The 21316-nt window shown below is 51.9% G+C and carries 20 protein-coding genes; 16 read left to right on the top strand and 4 right to left on the bottom strand.

What is annotated here, in order from left to right:
* Positions 1-16: 16 nt before the first annotated feature.
* On the top strand, positions 17-601 hold the full coding sequence (rsmD, locus tag ACIOJF_RS06250) for a 16S rRNA (guanine(966)-N(2))-methyltransferase RsmD (protein ID WP_105661164.1): 585 nt from the start codon (positions 17-19) through the stop codon (positions 599-601).
* On the opposite strand, the gene ACIOJF_RS06245 is transcribed toward rsmD, so the two are convergent.
* Together ACIOJF_RS06245 and ACIOJF_RS06240 are read right to left on the bottom strand one after the other, a co-directional pair.
* A complete protein-coding gene (locus ACIOJF_RS06245) occupies positions 578-1360 on the bottom strand; it encodes a spermidine synthase (protein ID WP_286172114.1) in 783 nt (260 codons plus the stop codon). The genes rsmD and ACIOJF_RS06245 overlap by 24 nt on opposite strands.
* Positions 1357-2568 carry an aminotransferase class I/II-fold pyridoxal phosphate-dependent enzyme gene (locus ACIOJF_RS06240; RefSeq protein ID WP_133833490.1) on the bottom strand — a complete coding sequence of 404 codons (1212 nt, stop codon included), beginning with the start codon at positions 2566-2568 and terminating at the stop codon, positions 1357-1359. Before ACIOJF_RS06240 ends, ACIOJF_RS06245 begins: the two co-directional genes overlap by 4 nt.
* 110 nt (positions 2569-2678) lie before the next feature.
* Between ACIOJF_RS06240 and coaD the strand changes: the two genes are divergently transcribed.
* From coaD to ACIOJF_RS06185, 11 genes are all read left to right on the top strand, one after another.
* On the top strand, positions 2679-3149 hold the full coding sequence (gene coaD, locus ACIOJF_RS06235) for a pantetheine-phosphate adenylyltransferase (RefSeq protein WP_105661166.1): 471 nt from the start codon (positions 2679-2681) through the stop codon (positions 3147-3149).
* A gap of 55 nt (positions 3150-3204) precedes the next feature.
* Positions 3205-4107, top strand: coding sequence for a UTP--glucose-1-phosphate uridylyltransferase GalU (gene galU, locus ACIOJF_RS06230; protein WP_133833489.1), 903 nt, complete (start codon positions 3205-3207; stop codon positions 4105-4107).
* Between the two features lie 210 nt (positions 4108-4317).
* Complete coding sequence (locus tag ACIOJF_RS06225; protein WP_286172113.1) at positions 4318-5292, top strand: LCP family protein; 975 nt, start codon at positions 4318-4320, stop codon at positions 5290-5292.
* 136 nt (positions 5293-5428) lie between these two features.
* Positions 5429-6277 carry an ABC transporter permease gene (locus ACIOJF_RS06220; RefSeq protein ID WP_133833488.1) on the top strand — a complete coding sequence of 283 codons (849 nt, stop codon included), beginning with the start codon at positions 5429-5431 and terminating at the stop codon, positions 6275-6277.
* An 85-nt stretch (positions 6278-6362) separates the two neighbouring features.
* On the top strand, positions 6363-7154 hold the full coding sequence (locus ACIOJF_RS06215) for an ABC transporter ATP-binding protein (protein ID WP_388022946.1): 792 nt from the start codon (positions 6363-6365) through the stop codon (positions 7152-7154).
* A 7-nt stretch (positions 7155-7161) separates the two neighbouring features.
* Complete coding sequence (locus ACIOJF_RS06210) at positions 7162-8199, top strand: glycosyltransferase family 2 protein (protein ID WP_133833487.1); 1038 nt, start codon at positions 7162-7164, stop codon at positions 8197-8199.
* Positions 8200-8201: 2 nt separating this feature from the next.
* Entirely contained in the window at positions 8202-9020 is an 819-nt protein-coding gene (locus tag ACIOJF_RS06205) for a CDP-alcohol phosphatidyltransferase family protein (protein WP_402741355.1), read from the top strand.
* A 40-nt stretch (positions 9021-9060) separates the two neighbouring features.
* Entirely contained in the window at positions 9061-9951 is an 891-nt protein-coding gene (locus tag ACIOJF_RS06200; RefSeq protein ID WP_133833485.1) for a glycosyltransferase family 2 protein, read from the top strand.
* A 66-nt stretch (positions 9952-10017) separates the two neighbouring features.
* Positions 10018-10479 (top strand): adenylyltransferase/cytidyltransferase family protein, encoded by a 462-nt coding sequence (locus ACIOJF_RS06195; protein WP_105659212.1) that lies wholly within the window; start codon positions 10018-10020, stop codon positions 10477-10479.
* 48 nt (positions 10480-10527) lie between these two features.
* Positions 10528-11805 (top strand): CDP-glycerol glycerophosphotransferase family protein, encoded by a 1278-nt coding sequence (locus tag ACIOJF_RS06190; protein WP_133833484.1) that lies wholly within the window; start codon positions 10528-10530, stop codon positions 11803-11805.
* Between the two features lie 302 nt (positions 11806-12107).
* Complete coding sequence (locus ACIOJF_RS06185; protein ID WP_402741354.1) at positions 12108-15620, top strand: CDP-glycerol glycerophosphotransferase family protein; 3513 nt, start codon at positions 12108-12110, stop codon at positions 15618-15620.
* A 76-nt stretch (positions 15621-15696) separates the two neighbouring features.
* Here the strand turns inward: ACIOJF_RS06185 and ACIOJF_RS06180 are convergent, their stop codons facing one another.
* Positions 15697-16905: a CDP-glycerol glycerophosphotransferase family protein gene (locus ACIOJF_RS06180; protein WP_402741353.1), complete on the bottom strand. Its 1209-nt coding sequence runs from the start codon at positions 16903-16905 to the stop codon at positions 15697-15699.
* 427 nt (positions 16906-17332) lie between these two features.
* Between ACIOJF_RS06180 and ACIOJF_RS06175 the strand changes: the two genes are divergently transcribed.
* From ACIOJF_RS06175 to mutM, 4 genes are read left to right on the top strand one after another with little or no spacing between them, the layout of a single operon-like run.
* Positions 17333-17854, top strand: coding sequence for a DUF177 domain-containing protein (locus ACIOJF_RS06175; RefSeq protein WP_181148963.1), 522 nt, complete (start codon positions 17333-17335; stop codon positions 17852-17854).
* Between the two features lie 2 nt (positions 17855-17856).
* A complete protein-coding gene (gene rpmF, locus ACIOJF_RS06170) occupies positions 17857-18060 on the top strand; it encodes a 50S ribosomal protein L32 (protein ID WP_013348816.1) in 204 nt (67 codons plus the stop codon).
* A gap of 3 nt (positions 18061-18063) precedes the next feature.
* Entirely contained in the window at positions 18064-18762 is a 699-nt protein-coding gene (rnc, locus tag ACIOJF_RS06165) for a ribonuclease III (protein ID WP_105659217.1), read from the top strand.
* Positions 18763-18772: 10 nt separating this feature from the next.
* Positions 18773-19702, top strand: a complete 930-nt coding sequence (mutM, locus tag ACIOJF_RS06160; RefSeq protein WP_402741352.1) for a bifunctional DNA-formamidopyrimidine glycosylase/DNA-(apurinic or apyrimidinic site) lyase — start codon at positions 18773-18775, stop codon at positions 19700-19702.
* A 116-nt stretch (positions 19703-19818) separates the two neighbouring features.
* On the opposite strand, the gene ACIOJF_RS06155 is transcribed toward mutM, so the two are convergent.
* A complete protein-coding gene (locus ACIOJF_RS06155) occupies positions 19819-21192 on the bottom strand; it encodes a hypothetical protein (protein WP_402741375.1) in 1374 nt (457 codons plus the stop codon).
* Positions 21193-21316: the final 124 nt, after the last annotated feature.

The raw sequence follows: 21316 nt of genomic DNA, 5'->3' as shown, positions 1-21316 counted from the left end.
AAGGTAGATCTAGGCAATGAGCCGAATAATCGCTGGAGCCGCTGGCGGGCGTCCACTGAAGTCCGTACCTGGTGATGCAACACGCCCTACAACGGACCGGGTCAAAGAGGCTCTCTTCTCCCGTTTGGAAAGCTGGGATATCCTCTCTGGCGCACGAGTACTGGATCTCTTTGCAGGATCAGGGTCGCTAGGCGTCGAGACAGCCAGCCGCGGGGCGCGGCAGGTTGTTCTGGTAGAAAAGGCGCCCAAAGCGGTCTCTGTTTGCCAGCAAAATGCGGCACTGGTGAATAAGGTTCTGAAGACCGATACCGTTACGGTTCAGCGCGGGAGTGTTGATAGCGTCCTCGATGGGTATTACAACGCGGTTTCGGGAGTGCCCAGCAAGACCTTTGACGTGGTCTTGCTGGATCCTCCTTACCCGCTGACTGAAGAAGAACTAGCTGTCACGCTCGAGAAGATATCCAGAATCCTAGCTGAAGATGCCACCGTGATCGTCGAGCGTTCCGGTCGTTCACCAGAACCAACATGGCCGAGCGCCATGGAGAAGTTCGCCGACAAGAAATACGGCGAAACGCACCTATGGTTTGCAGAACCCATCTAGATCCATCGAATGGCGAACCTCTGACGGGTGTGGTCCCGCTGCCTGGCATTGGAGTATTAGATCGTCCCGGAATCGTTGGCGGGACGCTGTCAATATCAAGTTCCCGGGGAAGCGCTTGGTAAACATTTCCGGACTTGAACTCAGCATCACGAATTCAAAGCTGGAACCTGCTGCCTCAACTTGAGAACAAGTGAAATCCAAGGGAGGATCATCGCCAATGTTCACAAACAGCAATCCGTCGTTGGCCAATGAATTCTTGAGTTCTGCGTAGTAGCCGTCGGTGGTGAGGTGTTCTGGTGCGTCCGGCCCAGAGAAGATATCCAGTACGATGACGTCAAACTTTTCATCGACCAGTTGTTCGGCAAGCACGCTCCTTGCATCGGCAACAATTGGGGATAGATCGCAGCCTTGAGGCAAAGGCAGATGCGTGAGAACGAAATCAAGAAGTTCCCGCTCAATGTCTACAGCTACGTGAGTACTCGACGGATAAACCACACTCGCCCAGCGAGCCAGAGTCAAAGCGCCTGCGCCGAGATGCAGCATCTTCATTGGACGCTCCTCTGGGCGCAGGACCTTCAGATGATTGGCAATGCGCGCGAGATATTCGTAGAAGACTTCTTCCGGATGCGAAAGATTGACATGCGACTGGGGCGCGTCGCCGATGGCGAGTATTTTTGACCCGGGGACCAAGTCATCGTCGTAAATCGTGGCGTGTTCCTGGACAAAACCAAGCCACCGTTTAGCCAGCTTTCGTGTCAATTGGAGAGCACCTCTGGCAGGCGCTGCAATCGCTGAACTGCATCGGAAATCACGTCAGGCTTTTTGCAGAAGGCGAAGCGCAGCAGGCCCTGGTAGTCATTTCGGTTTTCGGGATGGACAAAGGCCGACATCGGTATCGCCGCAACTCCGAGGTGCTCGGGCATCATTCGTGCTACTTCAGCAGCATCATTCAATTCAAAGCCACGTACATCAGCAACCAAGAAGTAGGTACCCTTTGGGCGAATCACCGGGATGCCAGCTGTTTCCAGACCTGATGCGAGAATTTCTCCCGACTGTCCGAGATCGGCGGCGAAGCGCTCGAAGAAGGCGTCTGGAAGTTGCAGGGCTTTCGCTACTGCCGGTTGGAACGCTGGGCCCGAGGAGTAGGTCAGGAACTGTTTCACTGTACGGACAGCAGTGATCAGTTGGCGAGGACCGGTTGCCCAGCCTACTTTCCAGCCAGTAAAGGAGAAAGACTTGCCCGCTGAAGAAATGGTGATGGTTCGCTCTGGTCCACCGGGCAAGCTCGCGATGGGAACATGTCGCACACCGAAAGTCAGATGTTCATAGACCTCATCGGCGATGATGATGCAGTTGTGCTGATGCGCCAGGGCAATGATTTCTTGGAGCACTGAAACATCTAATACGGTGCCAGTTGGATTATGGGGATTATTCACGAGGATTACCCGCGTCTGGTCAGTGACTGCACGTCGAAGGTCATCCAAATCTGGTTCGAAATTCGGAGCCTTGAGCTGAACGACCTTATGCACAGCGTTGGTCAACCCAATCATGGCTGCATAGGAGTCGTAGTAAGGCTCAAAGGTCACAACTTCATCGCCAGGTTCCAGGAATGCCAGCAGAGAAGCGGCGATGGCTTCAGTTGCGCCTGTGGAAACGACAATCTCAGTCTCCGGGTCAAGCTTCAACGAATAGAACCGTTCCTGATGCGCAGCGATAGCTTCGCGGAGGTTCAGGGTCCCTGAACCTGGTGCGTATTGGTTAGCGCCATTTTGAATTGCGTCGATGGCAATTTGCTTGATTTCTGGTGGACCCTCGGAATCGGGAAACCCCTGGCCTAGATTGATGGCCTTGTGGTGATTCGCTAATGCGGTGATTTCTTCAAAGATCGTCACTCCGGGCTGTCCATTGGAATCTAGTAGGTTGGCACCATATGCGGTTCGCTGCCATGGAGTGAATTCAATGCTCATGAGTCCATTATCGTCTCGTACAGAGGAACGAGGGTATTAAGTCATGGAATCTTTACGAGACATTCACACCAGATCGCTAATTTGACATGAGTTCTTGATAGATTCAGTTCATGCGAAGAGCGGTATGCCCGGGTTCTTTTGACCCAATTCATAATGGACACGTCGAAATCATTGCGCGTGCGGCGAGCCTTTTTGATGAGGTGATCGTGGCAGTGTCCACGAATTACTCCAAGAAGTATCGCTTCAGCGAAGACGAACGAGTCGCCATGGTAGAAGAAACTGTCGGTGGACTGCGTGGGGTTTCCGCTGTGCCGATGGGCCAGGGGCTGCTAGCTGATTTCTGCAAGGAGCAGGGAGCGGAAGCAATCGTCAAGGGATTGCGTAGCACTGTTGACTACGCCTATGAGATTCCCATGGCCACGATGAATCGGCATCTGACAGGTGTTGAAACGGTCTTCCTTCAGGCTGATACGCGATACACGCATCTTTCCTCATCTCTGCTCAAGGAAGTACAGGCTCTTGGCGGGGACGTTGATGAGTACTTCCCGCGCGCTGTAATCAAGAGGCTTACTCATCCGTAGGTAGTTGCGCAATACTGTCGCCATTAACTAATCCGAAGATAGGGGATTCAACACTATGTCTGCACCTCGCGCTATTACCAAAGCGGTCATTCCGGCAGCCGGTTTAGGGACACGTTTCCTTCCTGCAACGAAGGCAATGCCAAAGGAAATGCTCCCAGTCGTCGACAAGCCAGCGATTCAATACGTTGTCGCCGAAGCTGCTCGTGCTGGGCTTAATGATGTCCTGATGATTACCGGACGAAACAAGCGCGCTCTTGAAGACCATTTTGATCGTGTTCCGTCACTGGAAGCGTCTTTGGAAGCGAAGGGTGATACGAAGAAGCTCGCGTTGGTGCAAGATGCCACAGCGTTGGGGGATATCCATTATGTACGGCAACGCGATCCTCGCGGGCTGGGTCATGCAGTCTTATGTGCCAAGCAACATGTAGGGGATGAACCATTTGCGGTTCTTCTCGGTGATGACTTGATCCATGAAGATGATGACTTGCTTTCTTCCATGATTGACATTCAAAAGTCGACTGGCGGTTCAGTTATTGCTCTGATGGAAGTTGATCCGAAACAAATCAGTGCTTATGGATGTGCAGATGTGTCCCCGGTAGAGGATGCCGACTACGTCAAAGTTAATGGATTGGTTGAGAAACCGAGCGTTGAAGAAGCACCGAGTAATCTAGCTGTCATTGGACGTTATTTACTGCATCCCCGTGTATTCGAGATTCTGAAGCACACGGCTCCCGGTAGGGGCAATGAAATTCAGTTAACGGATGCTCTACAAGAGTTGGCGACTGCCGACGGGGAGGGAGCTGGTGTGCACGCTGTAGTTTTCCGAGGTCGGCGTTACGACACAGGCGACAAACTAAGTTATCTGCAAGCGAACATTGCCCTTGCTGTGGAGAACGAAGAACTCGGGGCCAACTTGAAGACTTGGCTGAAGAATTTCGTTAGAACTCTAGAAGACTAGTTCTTGACCTAGGCTACTCAGGATAATCACATTTATCTTGGGTAGTCTTTTTCATTGCGCGAAGTCACCCAGGCTGCCGTTGACCTTGGGGGATCGTTGCCCGGTGGAGTAGGAATGAGAATAGTGCAAGACCAAGATTCAGTCTTTTTGTCGCGGAGCGCGCGGACTCGATCTGAACGTCGGAAAAAGAAGAGAACACAAGGCGTCGTCGTGTCTGTAGTTGTAGTGCTCCTGGTGGCAGTGCTCAGCACCGGCTATGTTCTTTTCGATTTGCAGCGCCAGTTCAACACGAAATCTAATACCGTGGATTTAGGATTTTCAGACGCCGAGGAGCAAGCTCGTCCGATCAAAGATCCTGAAGATAAGTCCATGAATGTCTTATTACTGGGCGTCGATCATGCAGATGAAGGTACTGCCGATGCTCAAGCTCTTGATGGGGCAGTTTCACAACGTAGCGATTCAATGATGCTTGTTCATATCCCGGAAGACCGCTCACAGGTCTACGTTATGTCGATGGTTCGAGACATGTATCTGGAGATTCCGGGGCATGGAAAGAACAAGCTCAATGCCGCGATATCGCTTGGCGGGGTTCCTCTGTTGATGCAAACGATTGAAGGACTCTTCAGCACCAAGCTTGATCATGTAGCCATGGTTGATTTCGAAGGGTTCCGTGAATTATCGACTGCTCTCGGTGGTGTGACTGTAAATAATGAGATCCCATTCACGGCAAACGACACGGACTACTTCTACCCAGCCGGCGACATCACGCTGGAAGGCGACCGCGCACTTCGGTTTGTGCGCGAGCGAAAGTCGTTTACCAATGGTGATTACCAACGTGTCGCGAATCAACGCAAGTTCATCGCTGCAGCAGCAAATCAGGTGCTCTCATCAGGAACATTAACTAACCCTGTCAAGCTGTACGACATCGTCGACAAGGTTTCTCCCTATCTCACCTTTGACGACAACTTTGATGCCGCAACCTTGGTCGGACTGGGTTTGCAACTCAAAAACGTGGACACGGAGAATATGGAGATGTTCACCATGCCAACTGCTGGAACATCGACTAGTGCAGACGGGCAATCAATAGAATTGGCAAGCGAACTCGCTATTGCTCAAATTAGCGAAGCTTTGCAAGGCGATGCCATGGCTGACTACCTTCGCGAAAACCCGCCTGAAACACCGTAAGTAGTAGATGTGGGATGTACTACACCAAGCTGAAGAGCGAAAGCCAGAAGAACAGCTCTCCATCTACTAGACTTTGTACATCTATGCTTAGCCGATAATGCATCAAGAAGCATTCGAACAAGAGGACATAATTCGCATGACAGTTGCAGATGAGGCCGAAAAATACGGCTTGCACCGTGTTGGTGCAAGACCAACATTGGTCAACTATCTGAAGCAGACATGGCAACGCCGCGAGTTCATTTATGAGCTGGCTAAAGCACGCGTCCAATCGCAGAACCAGCGAAATCGCCTGGGGATGGTATGGATCGTAATCAAGCCGACATTCAATGCTTTGGTGTACGGATTTGTCTTCGGCATCTTGCAGGGCGGCGCACGAGGTGTCGATTTCCCCGTTTATGTCGTGATCGGCGTTTTCCTTTTCGAGTTCTTCTCAACCTCGATGAACGGCGGAGCCAAGTCGATCACGGGGAATGCGGCTTTGGTGCAATCTCTTGCCTTCCCACGATTATCTCTGCCTGTCGCTCAGGTTACCCAGAACTTGCTGACTCTCATGCCAATGATCGCAGTGATGTTCATTTACGCTCTGATTCTTGGTACCAGCCCTAAGTGGACTTGGTTTGGGATTATACCGATCCTTGCAATCTTTACTGTTTTCAACCTCGGAGTCGCGTTAATTTGTGCTCGCATCACTGTGCACGTCCGTGACTTCTCGAACGTGTTACCCATGATTGGCCGCGTTCTGTTTTACACCTCAGGAGTGCTTTTCAGCGCAGAACGACTTCTGAATCATTGGCCCTGGATGATTGCAATCTTCGACATACATCCGATATATCAGACCCTGCAATTGGCTCGTGGATTCATCATGGATCATGCTGAGTATGACCCGCAGGCATGGTGGGTTATATCCGTTTGGGCAATTTTCATGCTTATCGCTGGGTTGATCTTCTTCTGGAAGGCCGAAGAAAGGTACGGACGTGCGAATTAGTTTCGATGATCTGATTAACCCGCAGCTGCATCCGGAGTACGAGCCAGCGCCTATATTCTCAGATGACACCTCCTTCATCGATGTTGTGACGCCTGACCAAGTCGAGTCGCAGTCGATTACTGTGGATTCGTCAAGGCAGCCTGTCGTCATCGTCGATAATCTGCATGTGAAGTATGAGGTGTTTGCAAGTGGCAAGGCAATTGGAAACGCAGGCGCCCGCCGCCTTCTCCAACCAAAGCTCAGAGGTGTTCGAACAGTTCATGCGCTCAAGGGAATTTCCTTTGTCGCCTATGAAAATGAATCAATCGGTGTAATTGGTTCGAACGGCTCGGGCAAATCCACGTTGCTTAGGGCCATCACTGGACTGACTCCGCCATCGGATGGCGCAGTATTCGCTCGTTCACGCCCCAGCCTACTTGGCGTAGGCGCAGCTTTAATCCCCGATCTTTCAGGCGACAAGAACATTACCCTAGGCGGGTTGGCGCTTGGATATAGCCGCGCTGAAGTCGAGAAGATGCGGGAAGAGATTACGAAATTTGCCGAGCTCGAAGAGTTTATCGACCTCCCAATGCGTACATATTCTTCGGGCATGGGCGCAAGGCTAAAGTTCGCGATTGCAGCTTCTAAAAAACATGACATCCTCATTGTTGATGAGGCTCTTGCTGTAGGCGATGCGAAATTCCGAAAGCGCAGTGAGGCCAAAATCCGCGAAATCCGGGATAGCGCGGGTACCATTTTCAATGTTTCCCACTCTATGAATTCCATCAAGGAAACCTGTGATCGTTGCATCTGGATTGAAAAGGGTGTGCAAATGATGGATGGTGACACTGCTTCAGTGATAAAGGAATATCAGAAATTCTTGAAAGCGAAGAAGTAAGGCCCGCATGACTCAACTTCCTGGCGTTTCCTATGTCATGCCCGTGCTGAACGAAGCGGACTACCTTGAAGAAGCGGTAAGTTCGATCTTGGGGCAGGACTATTCTGGCGAGAAGGAACTTGTACTAGCATTAGGGCCCAGTACTGATACAACATACAACGTTGCCCGACGCCTGGCTGATGCCGACGCAAGAATCGTATTAGTCCATAATCCTCTTGGCAGAACACCCATTGGTCTCAACTTGGCTATTCGGGCGTCTACTTTGCCGATAGTTATTCGCGTCGACGCCCATAGCGAGCTGCCGTCGCACTACACACAACGTGGAATCGAAACTCTTTTTCGCGTGAATGCGCACGACGTTGGGGGACTGATGGACGCAAAAGGGCGTACACCTGTCCAGCGAGGAATCGCAGCGGCTTATCATTCGAAGTTTGGTTTTGGCGGACCGGCATATCATTCGGGTGCCCCAGAAGGCCCTGCTGAATCTGCGTACCTCGGTATCTTTCGTCGCGAAGTATTTGAAGAAGTCGGTTACTACAACGAGGAACTATGGCGAGCCCAGGATTGGGAACTCTGCTTGCGTATTCGCCAGGCGGGCCACACCGTTTGGTTCGATCCAGAACTAAAGGTCGGCTACTATCCGCGTGATAGCTTCAAATCCTTGATTAGCCAGTCCAAGGCCTCGGGGACTTGGCGAGCAGAAATTGCGCGGCGCTTCCCTGAAGGTAAGTCGTTGCGCCACGATGTTCCACCACTATTGCTTTTGGGGGTTGCAACGGGACTAGCGGCAACTGTAATTGAGCCGCTAGTTCGCGAAGCAGCCCCAACCGGTGTGAGCGTAGTTTTGAACTTGGCCAAGGCCGTACCTGCGGTCTATGCAGCGATCGCGTTGGCTGCGGGGCTGACTAGCAACGCAAAAGGATTGAAAGACAAGTTGCTGGCAGCATGTGCTTTCCCCGCAATCCATTTGCCTTGGGCTTTTGGATACATCAAGGGTCGTTTTTGCGGGGCAGCCGGCACTGTCGACAAAGGGCGCGTTAGGTAATCATGGTTGAACGTCCAAAGAATCCAACGCTCGAACAGCTGCGTGCGGTCTGCCAACCTCCGGAAGTCCGTGCGCGTAAGAATGCCGAGCACTGGACAGCTGAGCTGTACCTGCGCCATATCTCCATTTACCTCACCGCAATACTGGTGCGCACGCGTATCAGTGCCAATGGCGTTACCGGCTTGATGATTCTTGCGGGTTGGTTCATGTCTCTAGCGCTGTTGATTCCTGGCATCTGGGGACCGTTGCTGGCAGTAATCTTGTCGCAGCTCCAGCTGTATTTTGACTGTTCTGACGGAGAAGTCGCACGTTGGAGGGGAACTCAATCTCCCCGCGGTATTTTCATTGACATGGTTGGGCACCACACAACAGAGGCGCTGATCCCAATTGCTTTGGGCTACCGGGCCTTCATAGAACTGTCTGCGGATGATTCCTCAGTTGAGCAGGCCTGGCCTACACTGTTCATGGCCGCTTGCCTGTCGGTTCTTCTGGTCCTGAACCGTTCGCAGTCACTCATGGTTCATGCAGCCAGAGGCATGGCTGGCCTCGGAAAATTGCCGGATACTGCAGCCGCCAGATCAGTTCCAACAACTTCACTCGTTGGAAAGCTGCGTTCCCTGGCTCGCTTCTTGCCATTCCATAAGCTCCTGCACGCAGTTGAACTATCGCTGATCATTCTTGGATGCTCGGTTATCTCCGCAATCGTGGGTATTCCAGGAGCCGCCGAAAAGTGGATGGTCTGGATCCTATTGCCGGCATGCGTCCTAGTGAACTTTGGGCATTTCCTTTCCAATATGGCCTCGTCCCGGCTCAAAGCATAGTTTGACCTAATTCCGTATAGCCCACCGCCTTAGAGGACAAATGCCTGCAGAGATCAAACCGACCATCGGCGTAGTTGTGTTGACCATGGGTAACCGCCCGGTTGAGCTCCGACGCGCCCTGGAATCTTTGCTGGCCCAACGTTCAGTGCAGATTGACGCTGTAGTCGTAGGCAACGGATGGGATCCAACGGATATCCCTGAAGGGATCAAGACTCATTTTCTTCCAGAGAATTTGGGCATTCCGGCCGGCCGCAATGCTGGAGTGAACCAGATAAATGGCGAATACTTGTGCTTCCTCGATGACGATTCATGGTTCATCGATGATGACTTCTTGATTACGGCTGTCGAACGGTTCAAGCATTACCCTCGCATGGGGCTGTTGCAGCCGCGCATCACTGATCCTGAAAACGAAGAACAGAATCCACGACGTTGGATCCCGCGCTTGAAAAAACGAACGGCAGTGGAACCAAGCAAAGTTTTCCACGTGGGGGAAACTTGCCTAGTTACTACCCGTAGAATTTTTGATTCCACGGGTGGCTGGGCGGGGGGATTCTGGTACGCGCATGAAGGCATCGAACTTGCCTGGCGCGTATGGGACACAGGCACTTACGTCTGGTATGCCGGCGACATGCAGATTGGCCATCCGATCGTGGATCCACGACGCCACGACGAGTTCTATCGTTTGAATGCCCGAAACCGGGTGTGGCTGGCTCGCCGTAACTTGCCCGTGCCGCTGCGTTGGATCTATCCAACAACCTGGATGCTCATTGAGTGCTTGCGGCTGCGACACAACAAAAGCGCTGTGTCCCAGTACATAGCCGGATGGCGGGCAGGTTGGACCGGCAGCCCCTGGTACCGTGAACCACGGCCTAAACTTAGATGGAAAACAATAGTTCGCATGACCCTCGCGGGTCGTCTGCCTATTATCTAACGACGAACACAAGTGAGCGCCACTAGCTAAGCAAGCGAAGCTATTACCTTACTTCGAAAGGGACCCATGACTAAAACTGTTTTGACGTACGGAACTTTTGACCTGTTCCATATCGGCCACCTGAATATCCTGAAGCGTCTCAAGGAGAAGGGCGACCGCCTGGTTGTTGGCGTATCCACTGATGAGTTCAACGCCATCAAGGGCAAGAAGCCTGTAGTTCCTTTCGAACAGCGTCTTGAGATCGTCCAAGCCATCAAATACGTAGACCTCGCCATTCCCGAAGAGAACTGGGAACAGAAACGTACTGACATCAAGAAGTACGATGCAAAGGTCTTCGGCATCGGCGAAGACTGGAAGGGCAAGTTTGACGACCTCGGTGATGAAGTCGAAGTTGTCTACCTTCCACGTACCTCAGGTATCTCGACAACCGAAATGAAACGTGTCCTGAGCGAGTTCGATGAGCGACATGTCACGTCGTTAAAGAACACATTGGACACTTTGAGCCAGATCGTGAAGGAACTGAGCTAGTAAACTCGTTTAGTTGTAAGTTGTTGTTTTCGAGATTTGAAAGTACTCATGGCTAGCGAGCACATCACAGACTCCATCAAGTCCAGCGTAAAGGGCGCCCTGCAAAAAGTGGGGCGACGTCCGGAAGCAAAACGGATATCCCGTCTGATGGGGCTAACCGGTCGTCCGTCGGCCAATGTGAATGTTGGTGTATCCAATATTCCGGTACCAGGATCTGTAGCGGTTTACTTCGGAGATGGCGCTGACAAGATCTATCAGGTGACTCAGTGGCTTCCGGTGCTTGAAGAACTGCATGTGAAAGAAGAAGTACTGCTGGTCTTCCGTACTTTGAGTGCTTTCAAAGCGGCGGAGAAATTTACAGACCTGCCAAGGATCTATGTACGCCGATTGACTGATCTCATGGATCTGTATGATGACAATGACCTGAAGCTGGTCATATACACCAACAATTCGCGCACGAATTTCCAGTCCCTGGATCACCCAAGGCTTGTTCACGTGCATGTAAACCATGGTGAGAGCGACAAACTCTCGATGGTTTCGAATAAGGCCAAGGCCTACGACAAGGTTTTTGTCGCAGGCCCTGCAGCCATCAAGCGCCACGAGGCAATGTTGATTGACTTCGAGTTCAACAAATTGGAAGTCACCGGTCGTCCGCAGCTGGATATCAACTTCGAACTCGAATTGGAACCAAGCGAGAAGTTCGATGTCATGTATGCGCCGACGTGGGAAGGGGAAAACGAAGACAACAACTACACCTCGTTGGACAAATATGGTGTTGCCATTGTCGAGTCATTGTTGGAGAACCCTTCTTGGCGCGTCGTCTATAAGCCGCACCCACGAATTCAGGAAAGCAATACTCCTGGCGTTGCTCAGGCACACGCACGCATTCTGGAAATGATCGAAGCTGCCAATGAAGCCGGCGCAGAGCACGTGATATCCGAACAGGGCAATATCTTGGCCATGTTCGAGTCGACCGATGCGCTGATTACCGATGTTTCCAGCGTAGGCCTGGACTACCTGTACCTCCACCCGGGCAATCCGTTAGTCATTTCCGACCGACGTACCAACCGCGAAATTCTTCACCGCGATGCACCAGTTGCGCAGGCCTGCCACGTAGTAGACCAAGATAGCGTGAAGAACGTTGGAGACCTGCTCGCCGATGCACTGACTCGTGACGGACACAAAGATCAGCGCATTGAAATGCGCCAGTTCTACTTTGGCGACCTGAACCGAGGGGATTCAACTAAGCGATTCCAGAACGTCATTCAGAAGCTGATTGTTGAACGTCAAGGAAAGCTGGAGAACTTCCGGGGTTGGCACAGCTAGAGGTCCGCTGACTCCTTGGTCCCAATTCGTACCATACGAATTGGGACCAATTGCTTTAAGCGCCAGATAATGACAACGCTCCAGTCGAAGCAGACTCTATGGCCATTTGCAGGTGTCCGTGGCGGTTTCAAACTGATTTGATCGCCCATGGGCGGTAATCTTAGACTGTGGATCACATGAAATGACGGCCACTGCCGTGTGGTGCTAGCGGCCTATTCATGTTGTACACGCGCGATTTCCAGGCTGTTCCGCTGAACGACTTAAGCGGGGGATAGCAGCTAAAACATTGAAGGACACTATTCGTGGCAGTTGAAATTCGAGCTATGCAAGACTTGGCGCAGTCAGCGATGCAGACTTTGCGTACCCAGCGGTTAAAGCGCAAAAAGTATCGCTACTACAGCGGCTACCAAGAGCTGAACCTTGCAATTCGTGATGAAGTTCTGCATCTGGACGCTAGCGTTGCCCATCCCGTGCAATCCGTTTCGGTATTACACGGTAGCCACATCGTTCTTTCTGTTGCGCCACTTACGTCTGATCTAGTCAAAATCGGTCACGATGAATCCCATCGAATCTATGCTGAGATCTCTCTGGATCCCCTTCTTGATCGGTGGCAAGACTATCGCGAACTCGCTTCCAGCAACGAAGAGCCGGAATCCAGCGTTCCTGATTCGGATGACGCAGATGACAACCAAGTGACTCTGGAAAATGACCTGTACGCCGGTACGGTTCGTCTTGCACTGACCTTCAGCTCCGAATTCGATCAATTGCCTCCGGGAATCGCATGGTTGCAGCTAACTGAAGACGGTGAACTGCTCAGGCGCAAAGAGGTCCGGGAACGGATCGACGCCGGGGAACTAATCCTCAACGGCCCTGTTATCGCCCACCGTATTCTGGGGCGGTTTTCGTCGACTACTTTTAGCCATGACACGGTCTATAATTCAGGCGAACGCAGCGTAGGACTTTATATCAATAAGAAGGCCGAAGTGGCTTTGGCCCTGAACCGTCCTCTACGCTTCAAATATCGAATTCGTACTGACATCACCCGGATCCACGACGGCATGCTGTCGTTGGGCGGAGTTCTGGAAACGCAGAGCGACCGGTTGTCCTCAGTCACTTTGCAACTGGTTGGACGTAAATCGGAATTTGCAGTTGAAGTTCCAGCGGAGCTGGTTTTCGACGAAAAGCATGCAGCAAAGCGCTTTGGACGTGCTATCTACAGCTGGTCAGCAACCCTGGATTTCAAATCTGCTGACTGGGAGGCGATCGATCGTGGCGATAACTACGATCTCTATCTGCTGGCGACTTCGAATTCCAGCGGTGAGCTTGCACGCATTCGAGTGACTCGTACCCCGTTTGCCGTGCGCAGCACGACGCGTGCAGATGCGGTGACAATCGGTGAAAAGACTCTAGCGATTTCTCCGTATTTCACCTTCAAAGCAAAATCAACATCGGTGATTTTGGAAGTGTTCGACAAAGAAGCCTTTGCCGTACTTGCTAACGCTAAACAGCGCAGTTTCCCAATCAGCCAGCCATCGGATTCGAAGCCGATTTGGATCGTCGGCGAACTATCCTACAAGGCTCAGGACAACGGGCTGCATCTGTTCAAATACCTGCGCAAAGAACGCCCAGATATTGATGCATACTATGTCATCGATGAGAAAGCTCCCGATTTGCGGAATTTCGATTCCATGGATCACGTCGTTTTCCATGGCAGCAAAGAACATTTTGAATTGGCTATTCGTGCGCAACGAGTCATCGGCACGCACCATGCCGATTACTTGTACCCAACAAGGCACCATAGCTTCTCCTCGCGTTGCCGCGCTACTCGGGTGTTCTTGCAGCATGGCGTCATGGGAACCAAATGGATGGTTCCTAACTACGGCAAGAATTCACCTGGCTTTGCGACGGACCTTTTCATGGTTTCCTCTGAGCGCGAGAAGCAGTACATCGTTAGGGACTTCCTCTACTCGCCTGGCGAAGTCAAGGTCACCGGGCTATCGCGGTTCGATTCCTTGCTGGCGACGGATTTGAGTGTTAACGAGAACATGCTCCTGATCATCCCAACGTGGCGTGATTGGTTGCAGAATGAGGAAGTTTTCCTAGAATCGGACTACCTCGAGCAATGGAAAAACCTGCTTAATTCGGCGGAACTTGCAGAATTAGTCCAGAGGTATGGCCTGGAAGTTGTTTTCTGCCTCCATCCCAACATGATGCAATTCAGGGATCATTTTGCTGGCGCGCCCGCTCGACTAATTGTCCAAGGTGAAATTGACGTCCAGGAACTAATCAAGACCGCGGCAATCATGGTCACGGATTACTCTTCAGTGAACTTTGACTTCAGCTTCCTGCACAAGCCTGTTCACTACTACCAGTTCGATCGCTCTCGCTTCTTGGGACCGAGCGGATCGCATTTGAACTTGGACGACGAATTGCCAGGCCGCATTGCCTTTGACGCAGAAACATTGCTGGATGATCTTTCACGTACCCTGCAACGAGGGAAAGCCATGGAAGACAAGTACCGCCAACGTGCTGACGTGTTCATGACCCATCGGGACCAAAACAATTCGCAACGCATAACGGAAGAAATCGAGCGAGCCGAGCTGCGCGGCAGACCCAACGTTGGCTGGCGTGCCGAATTGCCGGTTAAGTTGAAGAACAAGTTCCGTAGGAACAAGCGGTACTTTGACGTCATGCGCAAGCTATACAAGTTGTACAAGCTTGCTCCCATGGAAGAAGACCTCATCGTCTTCGAATCGGGTCTCGGGAATCAGTACGGCGACTCTCCTCGGTATATTTACGAGGAATTGCTGCGACAAGGTGACACACGTCGCAAGGTATGGGTTTACTCGGGAAAGCACCGCTTCTCCGATCCTTTGACGACTACCGTTAAGCGATTGTCACCGGAATATTTCTGGCACCTCGCACGGGCAAAATACTGGGTGAATAACCAGAGCTTCCCGCACTATGTGAAGCGTCGCGCGAAGGGAGTGTTCCTGCAGACCTGGCACGGAACACCACTCAAGCAGATGGCACTCGATGTTCGCGAAGTTCAAGGCCGCGATGTGGGGTATCTTGAGCGTGTTACACGAGCAACGCGCCAATGGACGCACCTCATTTCGCCTTCTCGCTACACGAGCGAGATCATGCGATCCGCCTATGCATTCTCAGGCGAAGCCGTGGAGCTTGGCTATCCCCGAAACGACATCTTGACCGGTACCGACGTTGCTGAGCAAGAAAAGCGTGTTCGTGATGAGCTTGCAATACCCCCAGGAATCAAGACCGTACTTTACGCGCCGACATTCCGTGACGATGCGGCTTCAAGCCGCGGTAAATTCAGATTCGACCTGCCAATGGATCTGGAGGAGTTCGACCGTCGTTTTGGCGAAGATACCATCTTGATGTTGCGCATGCATGTGCTGGTATCAAATGCCGTGTCGATTCCGGAGAGCCTGCGGCACCGCATTATCGATGTCTCGAGTCATCCAGATATTCAGGAACTGTACCTTGCTTCTGATGTATTGATTACTGATTATTCGTCGGTGTTCTTCGACTACTCGCTGTTGCGACGACCAATTATCTTCTATGCATACGATCTGGAGAACTACCGGGACAATCTGCGTGGTTTCTATTTGGACTACGAGAGTGCGTTGCCTGGCCCAATTGTTGAAGAAGAGAGCGACCTTTGGGATGCACTATCGTCAGCCTTGGCGGGGGTTGATCTGCCAGGGGTGAATCGAGACGAATTCATTGAAAAGTTTGCCCCAAACGATGACGGACATGCTGCGCGACGCGTTGTTGAGCGCTTCTTCAAATAAGGAAGACTCCGCAGCTTATTGAAATTGTGTTGCCGGGCCTCTTGCAGGCCCGGCACCACTATGCTGCTGAAGCTGGCTAGTGATCAGTGACGCTGTCTTCTTGCACTAGCGCCAGCGTTTCTGCAATGAAACGTTGCATGCTGGCACCGGGGGAAACGTCGCCAAAGTAGTAATTGACCAGTCCTCGTAGCTGCGGGTTGCTGCCGGCCAAGGCCTCTCGCGCCAGCCGGCTGATTTCCGTTGCCGATGCAGCTGTAAGGGCAGGCACCTGTTGCAGCGCTGGAGTTTCATCAACTGTAGCCTCGGTGGACACTGGTTGCGTCACGAACATTGGTTTCCCTGTCGCCAAAAAGTCATAAGCAACTGCGGAAATGTCAGTCACGCAAAGGTCGGCAGCTGACCACTGCCAGCCCCAGTGGGCCGAGTCATCGAAAATGAATTGGGCTTTTGAAGTTTCGCTGTGCGCCCTCAGCTGTTTTCGGATTCTTTCTACGCCTTGCCCATAGGGTTTCGCACCCATTCCAGAACGTGGATGGGGACGAAAAATAACGTTGAATCCGCCGTCCTTGATCAGGGCGTCAATTAATTGTTCACCATGGGATAGTACTGAGCCATAATTCATGGAAGGCCGGTCGCCTTCCCACGTTGGGGCATAGAGAAGTGTTGGTAGTTCCTTATTCAGGTTCACCGGCGACGCATAATCCACATCTATTTGCGGACGCCCAATTAACCGGCATCGCAACGAAGCGTCGAAATTGCGCAAGTGATTTACCAGGCGATCTTTAGCTGCTTCACCGGCTGAAAATACATAATCGTAGGCCTTGAGCTGGTTGGACCACATGTAGGCTTTTTCGCTTTCGCCATGGCAGATGAAGACATGATTAGGCGCATTGAACCGCATGATTTGAAAGTTCCGGATATTTTGATTCACGTAGAACACCACACGTAGATCCTGGGATTGCATGAATCGCTCAACATCTACAACGGCGGGGGCGAAGTGAATCGGTAGCGGGCATTCCTTGCGCAGCGACAGTGCAGTATCAGGACTTCGTACGATGATTACCACCGGCACGAATTCTGCCAAGGCTAAAAGCGGTTCGTACCATTGCCTGATCTGGTAGGCGTTGGCCATCTCATCGGGAAAGTGCAGCGCTACCTTGTACCGGTCAGCGTCCACGGGCAGGTGACGTAGTTCTGTGGCGTGGTTCTGAATGAACTTCAGGTGTCGCCGTGTCTCAAAGCGCGATTGCACTTTCTTGACGACGCTATTGACGGTTCGTAACACTTTCACAGAGAATCCCTCACCACTTAATTCGAAGCATGACCAAGCATAATTCGCTGGGCAGGCTTTCTTCGGGACGTTTGCTATAAGCCGTTTTGCGTCGCGCTCGCCCGTGGCGTTATTCCGATTCTTCTTCGAAGTCCGCGGCCCGGATTGCAAGGTCGGGAATGTTGGATTAGCAACGCGTGCAAGTAGGGATCGGCAGGTCGTCTACGATATGCTGTGGTGAGTGCAACACCGGCATCGAGCTCTGAAAACTGGTTTCAGTTTGGGAACTTGGCCTACGGCAAGCTAAGATGAAATGTCGGACTATGTTTCTATAGGAGTCATCATTAGCGAAAAGCGTTCTGATCGATCGTCACACGGCGAACTCGATCGCAACTCGCCTCTGGTTTTTTCAACCAGGGAGCTCGGCCGTTCGCCTGGCTCAATGAAAACTCTCAATGAGCAGGTTTCGGCACCCGCAGATGTGGGAAATGCACTCATCGGTATTCGTGGAGGATCTGAGCTTGACTTAGATCTTCGCTTTGAAGCCGTGCATGAAGGAATTCTGGTATCGGGTACCGCTACAGCGCAAATCGCTGGGGAATGTGGACGATGCTTGGAGCCCATCGAGTACGACTTCGAGGCTGATATTCAAGAGCTCTTCTATTATGAAGAGAGCGAAGAATTCGAAGACGATGATGATGTGGATCAGTATTGGGTGGTCGGTGACTTGATTGACATCGATCCGGTAGTACGGAGCGCAGTGGTTACCGCCCTGCCGTTCCAGCCGGTTTGCCGGGAAGATTGCTTGGGGCTCTGCAGTGAATGCGGAATCAGTCTCAACGATGACCCTCAGCATGATCATGAGATTCTGGATCCACGTTGGGCAGCGCTAGCGCAGCTGTCCGACATTGTCGCAGAGGATGCGACAAATGATAAAACGTCAGACAAGAGAGAAGAGAAGTAGTCGTGGCTGTTCCAAAGCGGAAGATGTCCCGTGCGAATACTCGTGCCCGCCGTTCTCAGTGGAAGGCTACCGCACCGAACCTGGTGAAGACCGTTGAAAACGGTCGCGTAACCTACAGCCTGCCTCACCAGGCTAAGGTTGTCACCGACTCGGCTGGTACCGAATTGTTCCTTGAGTACAAGGGTCGCAAGGTCGCAGACGTCTAAGACATGTCTTCAAAAGAAGAACTTATGAAGCGTCTCGGAATCAATATTGATTCCGAGACGTTTCGTCTTGCATTTACCCACCGCTCATATTCCTATGAGAACGGTGGCATTCCAACGAATGAACGCCTTGAATTCTTAGGCGATTCGATTCTTGGCTTCTGCGTTGCAGAATACCTATACGCAACTTTCCCGAATCTGCCAGAAGGCGATCTCGCGAAGCGGCGAGCGGCTATCGTCAGTACCCGCGCATTGGCGATCATTGCCCGTGATCTGGAAGTGGGGGAGCACCTGCTCCTAGGACGTGGGGAAGCCCAGTCCAACGGAGCCAATAAATCCTCCATTCTGGCAGACACCATGGAAGCAATTCTTGGGGCCACCTATTTGGTTCAAGGCATGGAAGCTGCGCGCTCGTTTGTGCTTCGTTTCGTCACTCCACTGCTGGAAGATCATCGGCTGCTGGGCGCGACGACTGACTGGAAAACTGTAATCCAGGAAGAAGTAGCTTCCCAAAAGCTAGGCGAGATGCACTACCAGGTCACTGGTTCCGGTCCCGACCACGCACGCACCTACCTTGCCGAACTCCGCATCGGAAACGAGGGATACGGCCAGGGACATGGGCCATCCAAGAAGGAAGCTGAGCAGGAAGCGGCGCACAAGACTTGGCTGTTGCTGCATCCAGGTGAGCAGCTACCTAAGGGATAGCGTTTAGTTCATGCCAGAACTGCCAGAAGTTGAAGTAGTCCGAGAAGGACTGGATAAGTGGGTTCGCACTCGAACGGTACTAACCGCTCAAGTGCTGGACCCGCGTTCCGTCCGCCGTCATACCGACGGTGTTGAAGATTTTGAACAGACATTGAGTGGTTGCTCTATCGCTTCTGTGGTTCGCCGCGGCAAGTTCCTCTGGATGGACCTCGAAGGCCTTTCAACTCCTGCAGCATTGGTTGCCCACCTCGGCATGAGCGGTCAACTTCTTGTAGAAGAACCTGATGCTCCCGATGAGAAACATCTAAAAGTCAGGCTCTCACTCAGCGAAAAATCCGATTTCCCCAACGAACTGCGTTTTATAGACCAGCGAATCTTTGGGGGAATGTTCCTCTCCCCACTGGTTGCAACATCTGATGGTTTGCCTGCCGGAGCCGGGTCGCTAAAAGCATCGATCCCACAGGCGGCTGCTCACATTGCCCGAGACGTGATGGATCCTCACCGCAAGCCCGAAGACCTGTACGTCGCGCTTCGCAAAAAGACGACAGAACTCAAGAGAGCCATTCTGGACCAGGGGATCATTTCCGGAGTCGGCAACATCTATGCGGATGAAGCACTTTGGCAAGCAGGCCTTTCAGGTTTGCGCAATACTGGCACTATCAGGCGTCCAGAAGTGCAACGCCTCAATGATGCTTTGGTTGATGTGATGACACGCGCCCTCGCCGCTGGTGGTACGAGCTTTGATTCTCTATACGTGAATGTTAACGGCGCTAGCGGTTATTTCTCCAGGTCCTTGAACGCCTACGGGCGCGAAGGCAAAGCCTGTTTGCGTTGCAGAGAAAACGGCCGTGAGTCTCTGATTCGTCGTGATCCCTTCATGGGCCGTTCTTCCTACAGCTGTCCCGTGTGCCAGCCGCGACCACGCCGAACAAGACGTTAGCTGCGATTCCAAAGTATCGTTTACTCGTGGCTGGCACTCCCGGGGATCCGATCAAGAGGCAACACGCGATTCGTGCTAGCCACGGGAAGTCAATTCACATGTTCGATGAACAACGACTACGTGATCCTGAACCCCACAGTGACGATTCCGTCCCAGGCTGAAAGCTGTGCGGATTGTCCGCAAAAGTCCGAAACTTTATCGACAAGTGGTTGTGCCGCAGACTCTGAACTAGCGGCAACAAATAATTCAAGTGCACCATCCGGGCGGCTTGTAATTTTACCTGAAATGCCTCCAATTCGTGCTAATTTCTTGATGGTTCTACCTGAATATGGACGTAACTGAACAGAACCGCTCTCAGAGTCGAAAAGGTACCTTTGACGAAACGGAAAACCGTGCTTAGGCAGTGCGGGTAACGTTAGTTTCGAAGCCAAACCTTCTGCGAACAGATTACGCACCGCAGAGGGATCAAAGCGGATCGTTTTGAACGAGTCACCGGTGGGCCTGGAAGAGCTAGGGAAGAACGAGTCAAGTATGGCTTTTGGAACGTCGCGACCAGTGCCGATCGATGGATACATATTCACGCCAATCTGTGGCCGCGAATTGATTTCAATTATCACGTAGTTTGTCTCTTCAGATCCGTCGTAGAGCACGTCTACTCCAGCTATATGGATATTTGGGAGAACGCGCACTGCTCGTATCGCGGCTTCCTTGATAGCATCAGGAATAGTCTCTGTTACGTCCTGGACATCGCCACCGGCAGATGCATTTGCAACCCTGCGTAATGTCACTTGTTGATTTTTCCGTGGAATAGTGTCAATGGTCAGTCCTTGGTCCGTCAGACACTTGCGGACCTCGTAATCAACTTTGATTAACCCAGAACCCAAAAATGGATTTCTGGTCCGACGGTTGTTTTTGATGGCGATTAGTTCTTCGATGGTGGATCTTCCATCACCAACAATATTGGCGGGTATCCGCTTGACCGCGCCGACAACACGATTTCCTATCACAAGTAGACGGTAGTCGTCTCCTCCATGATGACGCTCTAAAAGGATCGTATCTTGTTTAAGCATGACAGTCAGTTCATGGAAAGCATCCCGAAGTTCGTTCCAATCGTTGAGGTTCGAGAAGACACCACGGCCCATTGAACCTTGATTTGGCTTCAAAACGAGAGGATATCCCATTATTAAACCGAGTTCACGCAGCTGTTCGTATGTTGTGTTCGATGTCTCTAGCAGAATACTCCGTGGCGAAGGTATTGCGTGTCTTGCGAGTATCTGGTTGGTTTCTCCCTTTCTATCGAGGCGAAGATAGTCTGCTCGTGGGGTAAGTGAGTCGGGCCTAGCGAAATTGAAGTCGATCGTAGTGGTGCCATCTGAAATGGAGTAGAGGTGTAGCTCGGGCGCCGTGAATGTCACTTCTAGTCCTCGTCGCCATGCTTCTAAAGCGATCGCGAAACTTGAAAGGCCACTACTCCCCAAGCGCCGGCCCATCAATCGAGATGAGAAGTGAACGGGCCAAACTACTACCATGCTTATCTCCTTCGAGGGGGGGGGCACCCAACTAATCTATGTTCTCGTAATCATTGTTTCACGGATGGTCGTCAACTGAATCGTG

This window comes from Glutamicibacter sp. NPDC087831, from assembly GCF_044742845.1.
In the GTDB taxonomy this organism is placed as follows: domain Bacteria; phylum Actinomycetota; class Actinomycetes; order Actinomycetales; family Micrococcaceae; genus Glutamicibacter.
Note: the sequence above shows the minus strand (reverse complement) of the source record. Positions and strands in the feature narration are given on the sequence as shown.

Bases quoted from the DNA above. Each gene is read 5' to 3' on its own strand.
- rsmD (WP_105661164.1), top strand. From the start codon at position 17: ATGAGCCGAATAATCGCTGGAGCCGCTGGCGGGCGTCCACTGAAGTCC.
- ACIOJF_RS06240 (WP_133833490.1), bottom strand. From the start codon at position 2,568: ATGAGCATTGAATTCACTCCATGGCAGCGAACCGCATATGGTGCCAAC.
- coaD (WP_105661166.1), top strand. From the start codon at position 2,679: ATGCGAAGAGCGGTATGCCCGGGTTCTTTTGACCCAATTCATAATGGA.
- galU (WP_133833489.1), top strand. From the start codon at position 3,205: ATGTCTGCACCTCGCGCTATTACCAAAGCGGTCATTCCGGCAGCCGGT.
- ACIOJF_RS06220 (WP_133833488.1), top strand. From the start codon at position 5,429: ATGACAGTTGCAGATGAGGCCGAAAAATACGGCTTGCACCGTGTTGGT.
- ACIOJF_RS06210 (WP_133833487.1), top strand. From the start codon at position 7,162: ATGACTCAACTTCCTGGCGTTTCCTATGTCATGCCCGTGCTGAACGAA.
- ACIOJF_RS06205 (WP_402741355.1), top strand. From the start codon at position 8,202: ATGGTTGAACGTCCAAAGAATCCAACGCTCGAACAGCTGCGTGCGGTC.
- ACIOJF_RS06200 (WP_133833485.1), top strand. From the start codon at position 9,061: ATGCCTGCAGAGATCAAACCGACCATCGGCGTAGTTGTGTTGACCATG.
- ACIOJF_RS06195 (WP_105659212.1), top strand. From the start codon at position 10,018: ATGACTAAAACTGTTTTGACGTACGGAACTTTTGACCTGTTCCATATC.
- ACIOJF_RS06190 (WP_133833484.1), top strand. From the start codon at position 10,528: ATGGCTAGCGAGCACATCACAGACTCCATCAAGTCCAGCGTAAAGGGC.
- ACIOJF_RS06175 (WP_181148963.1), top strand. From the start codon at position 17,333: ATGAAAACTCTCAATGAGCAGGTTTCGGCACCCGCAGATGTGGGAAAT.
- rnc (WP_105659217.1), top strand. From the start codon at position 18,064: ATGTCTTCAAAAGAAGAACTTATGAAGCGTCTCGGAATCAATATTGAT.
- mutM (WP_402741352.1), top strand. From the start codon at position 18,773: ATGCCAGAACTGCCAGAAGTTGAAGTAGTCCGAGAAGGACTGGATAAG.
- ACIOJF_RS06155 (WP_402741375.1), bottom strand. From the start codon at position 21,192: ATGGGCCGGCGCTTGGGGAGTAGTGGCCTTTCAAGTTTCGCGATCGCT.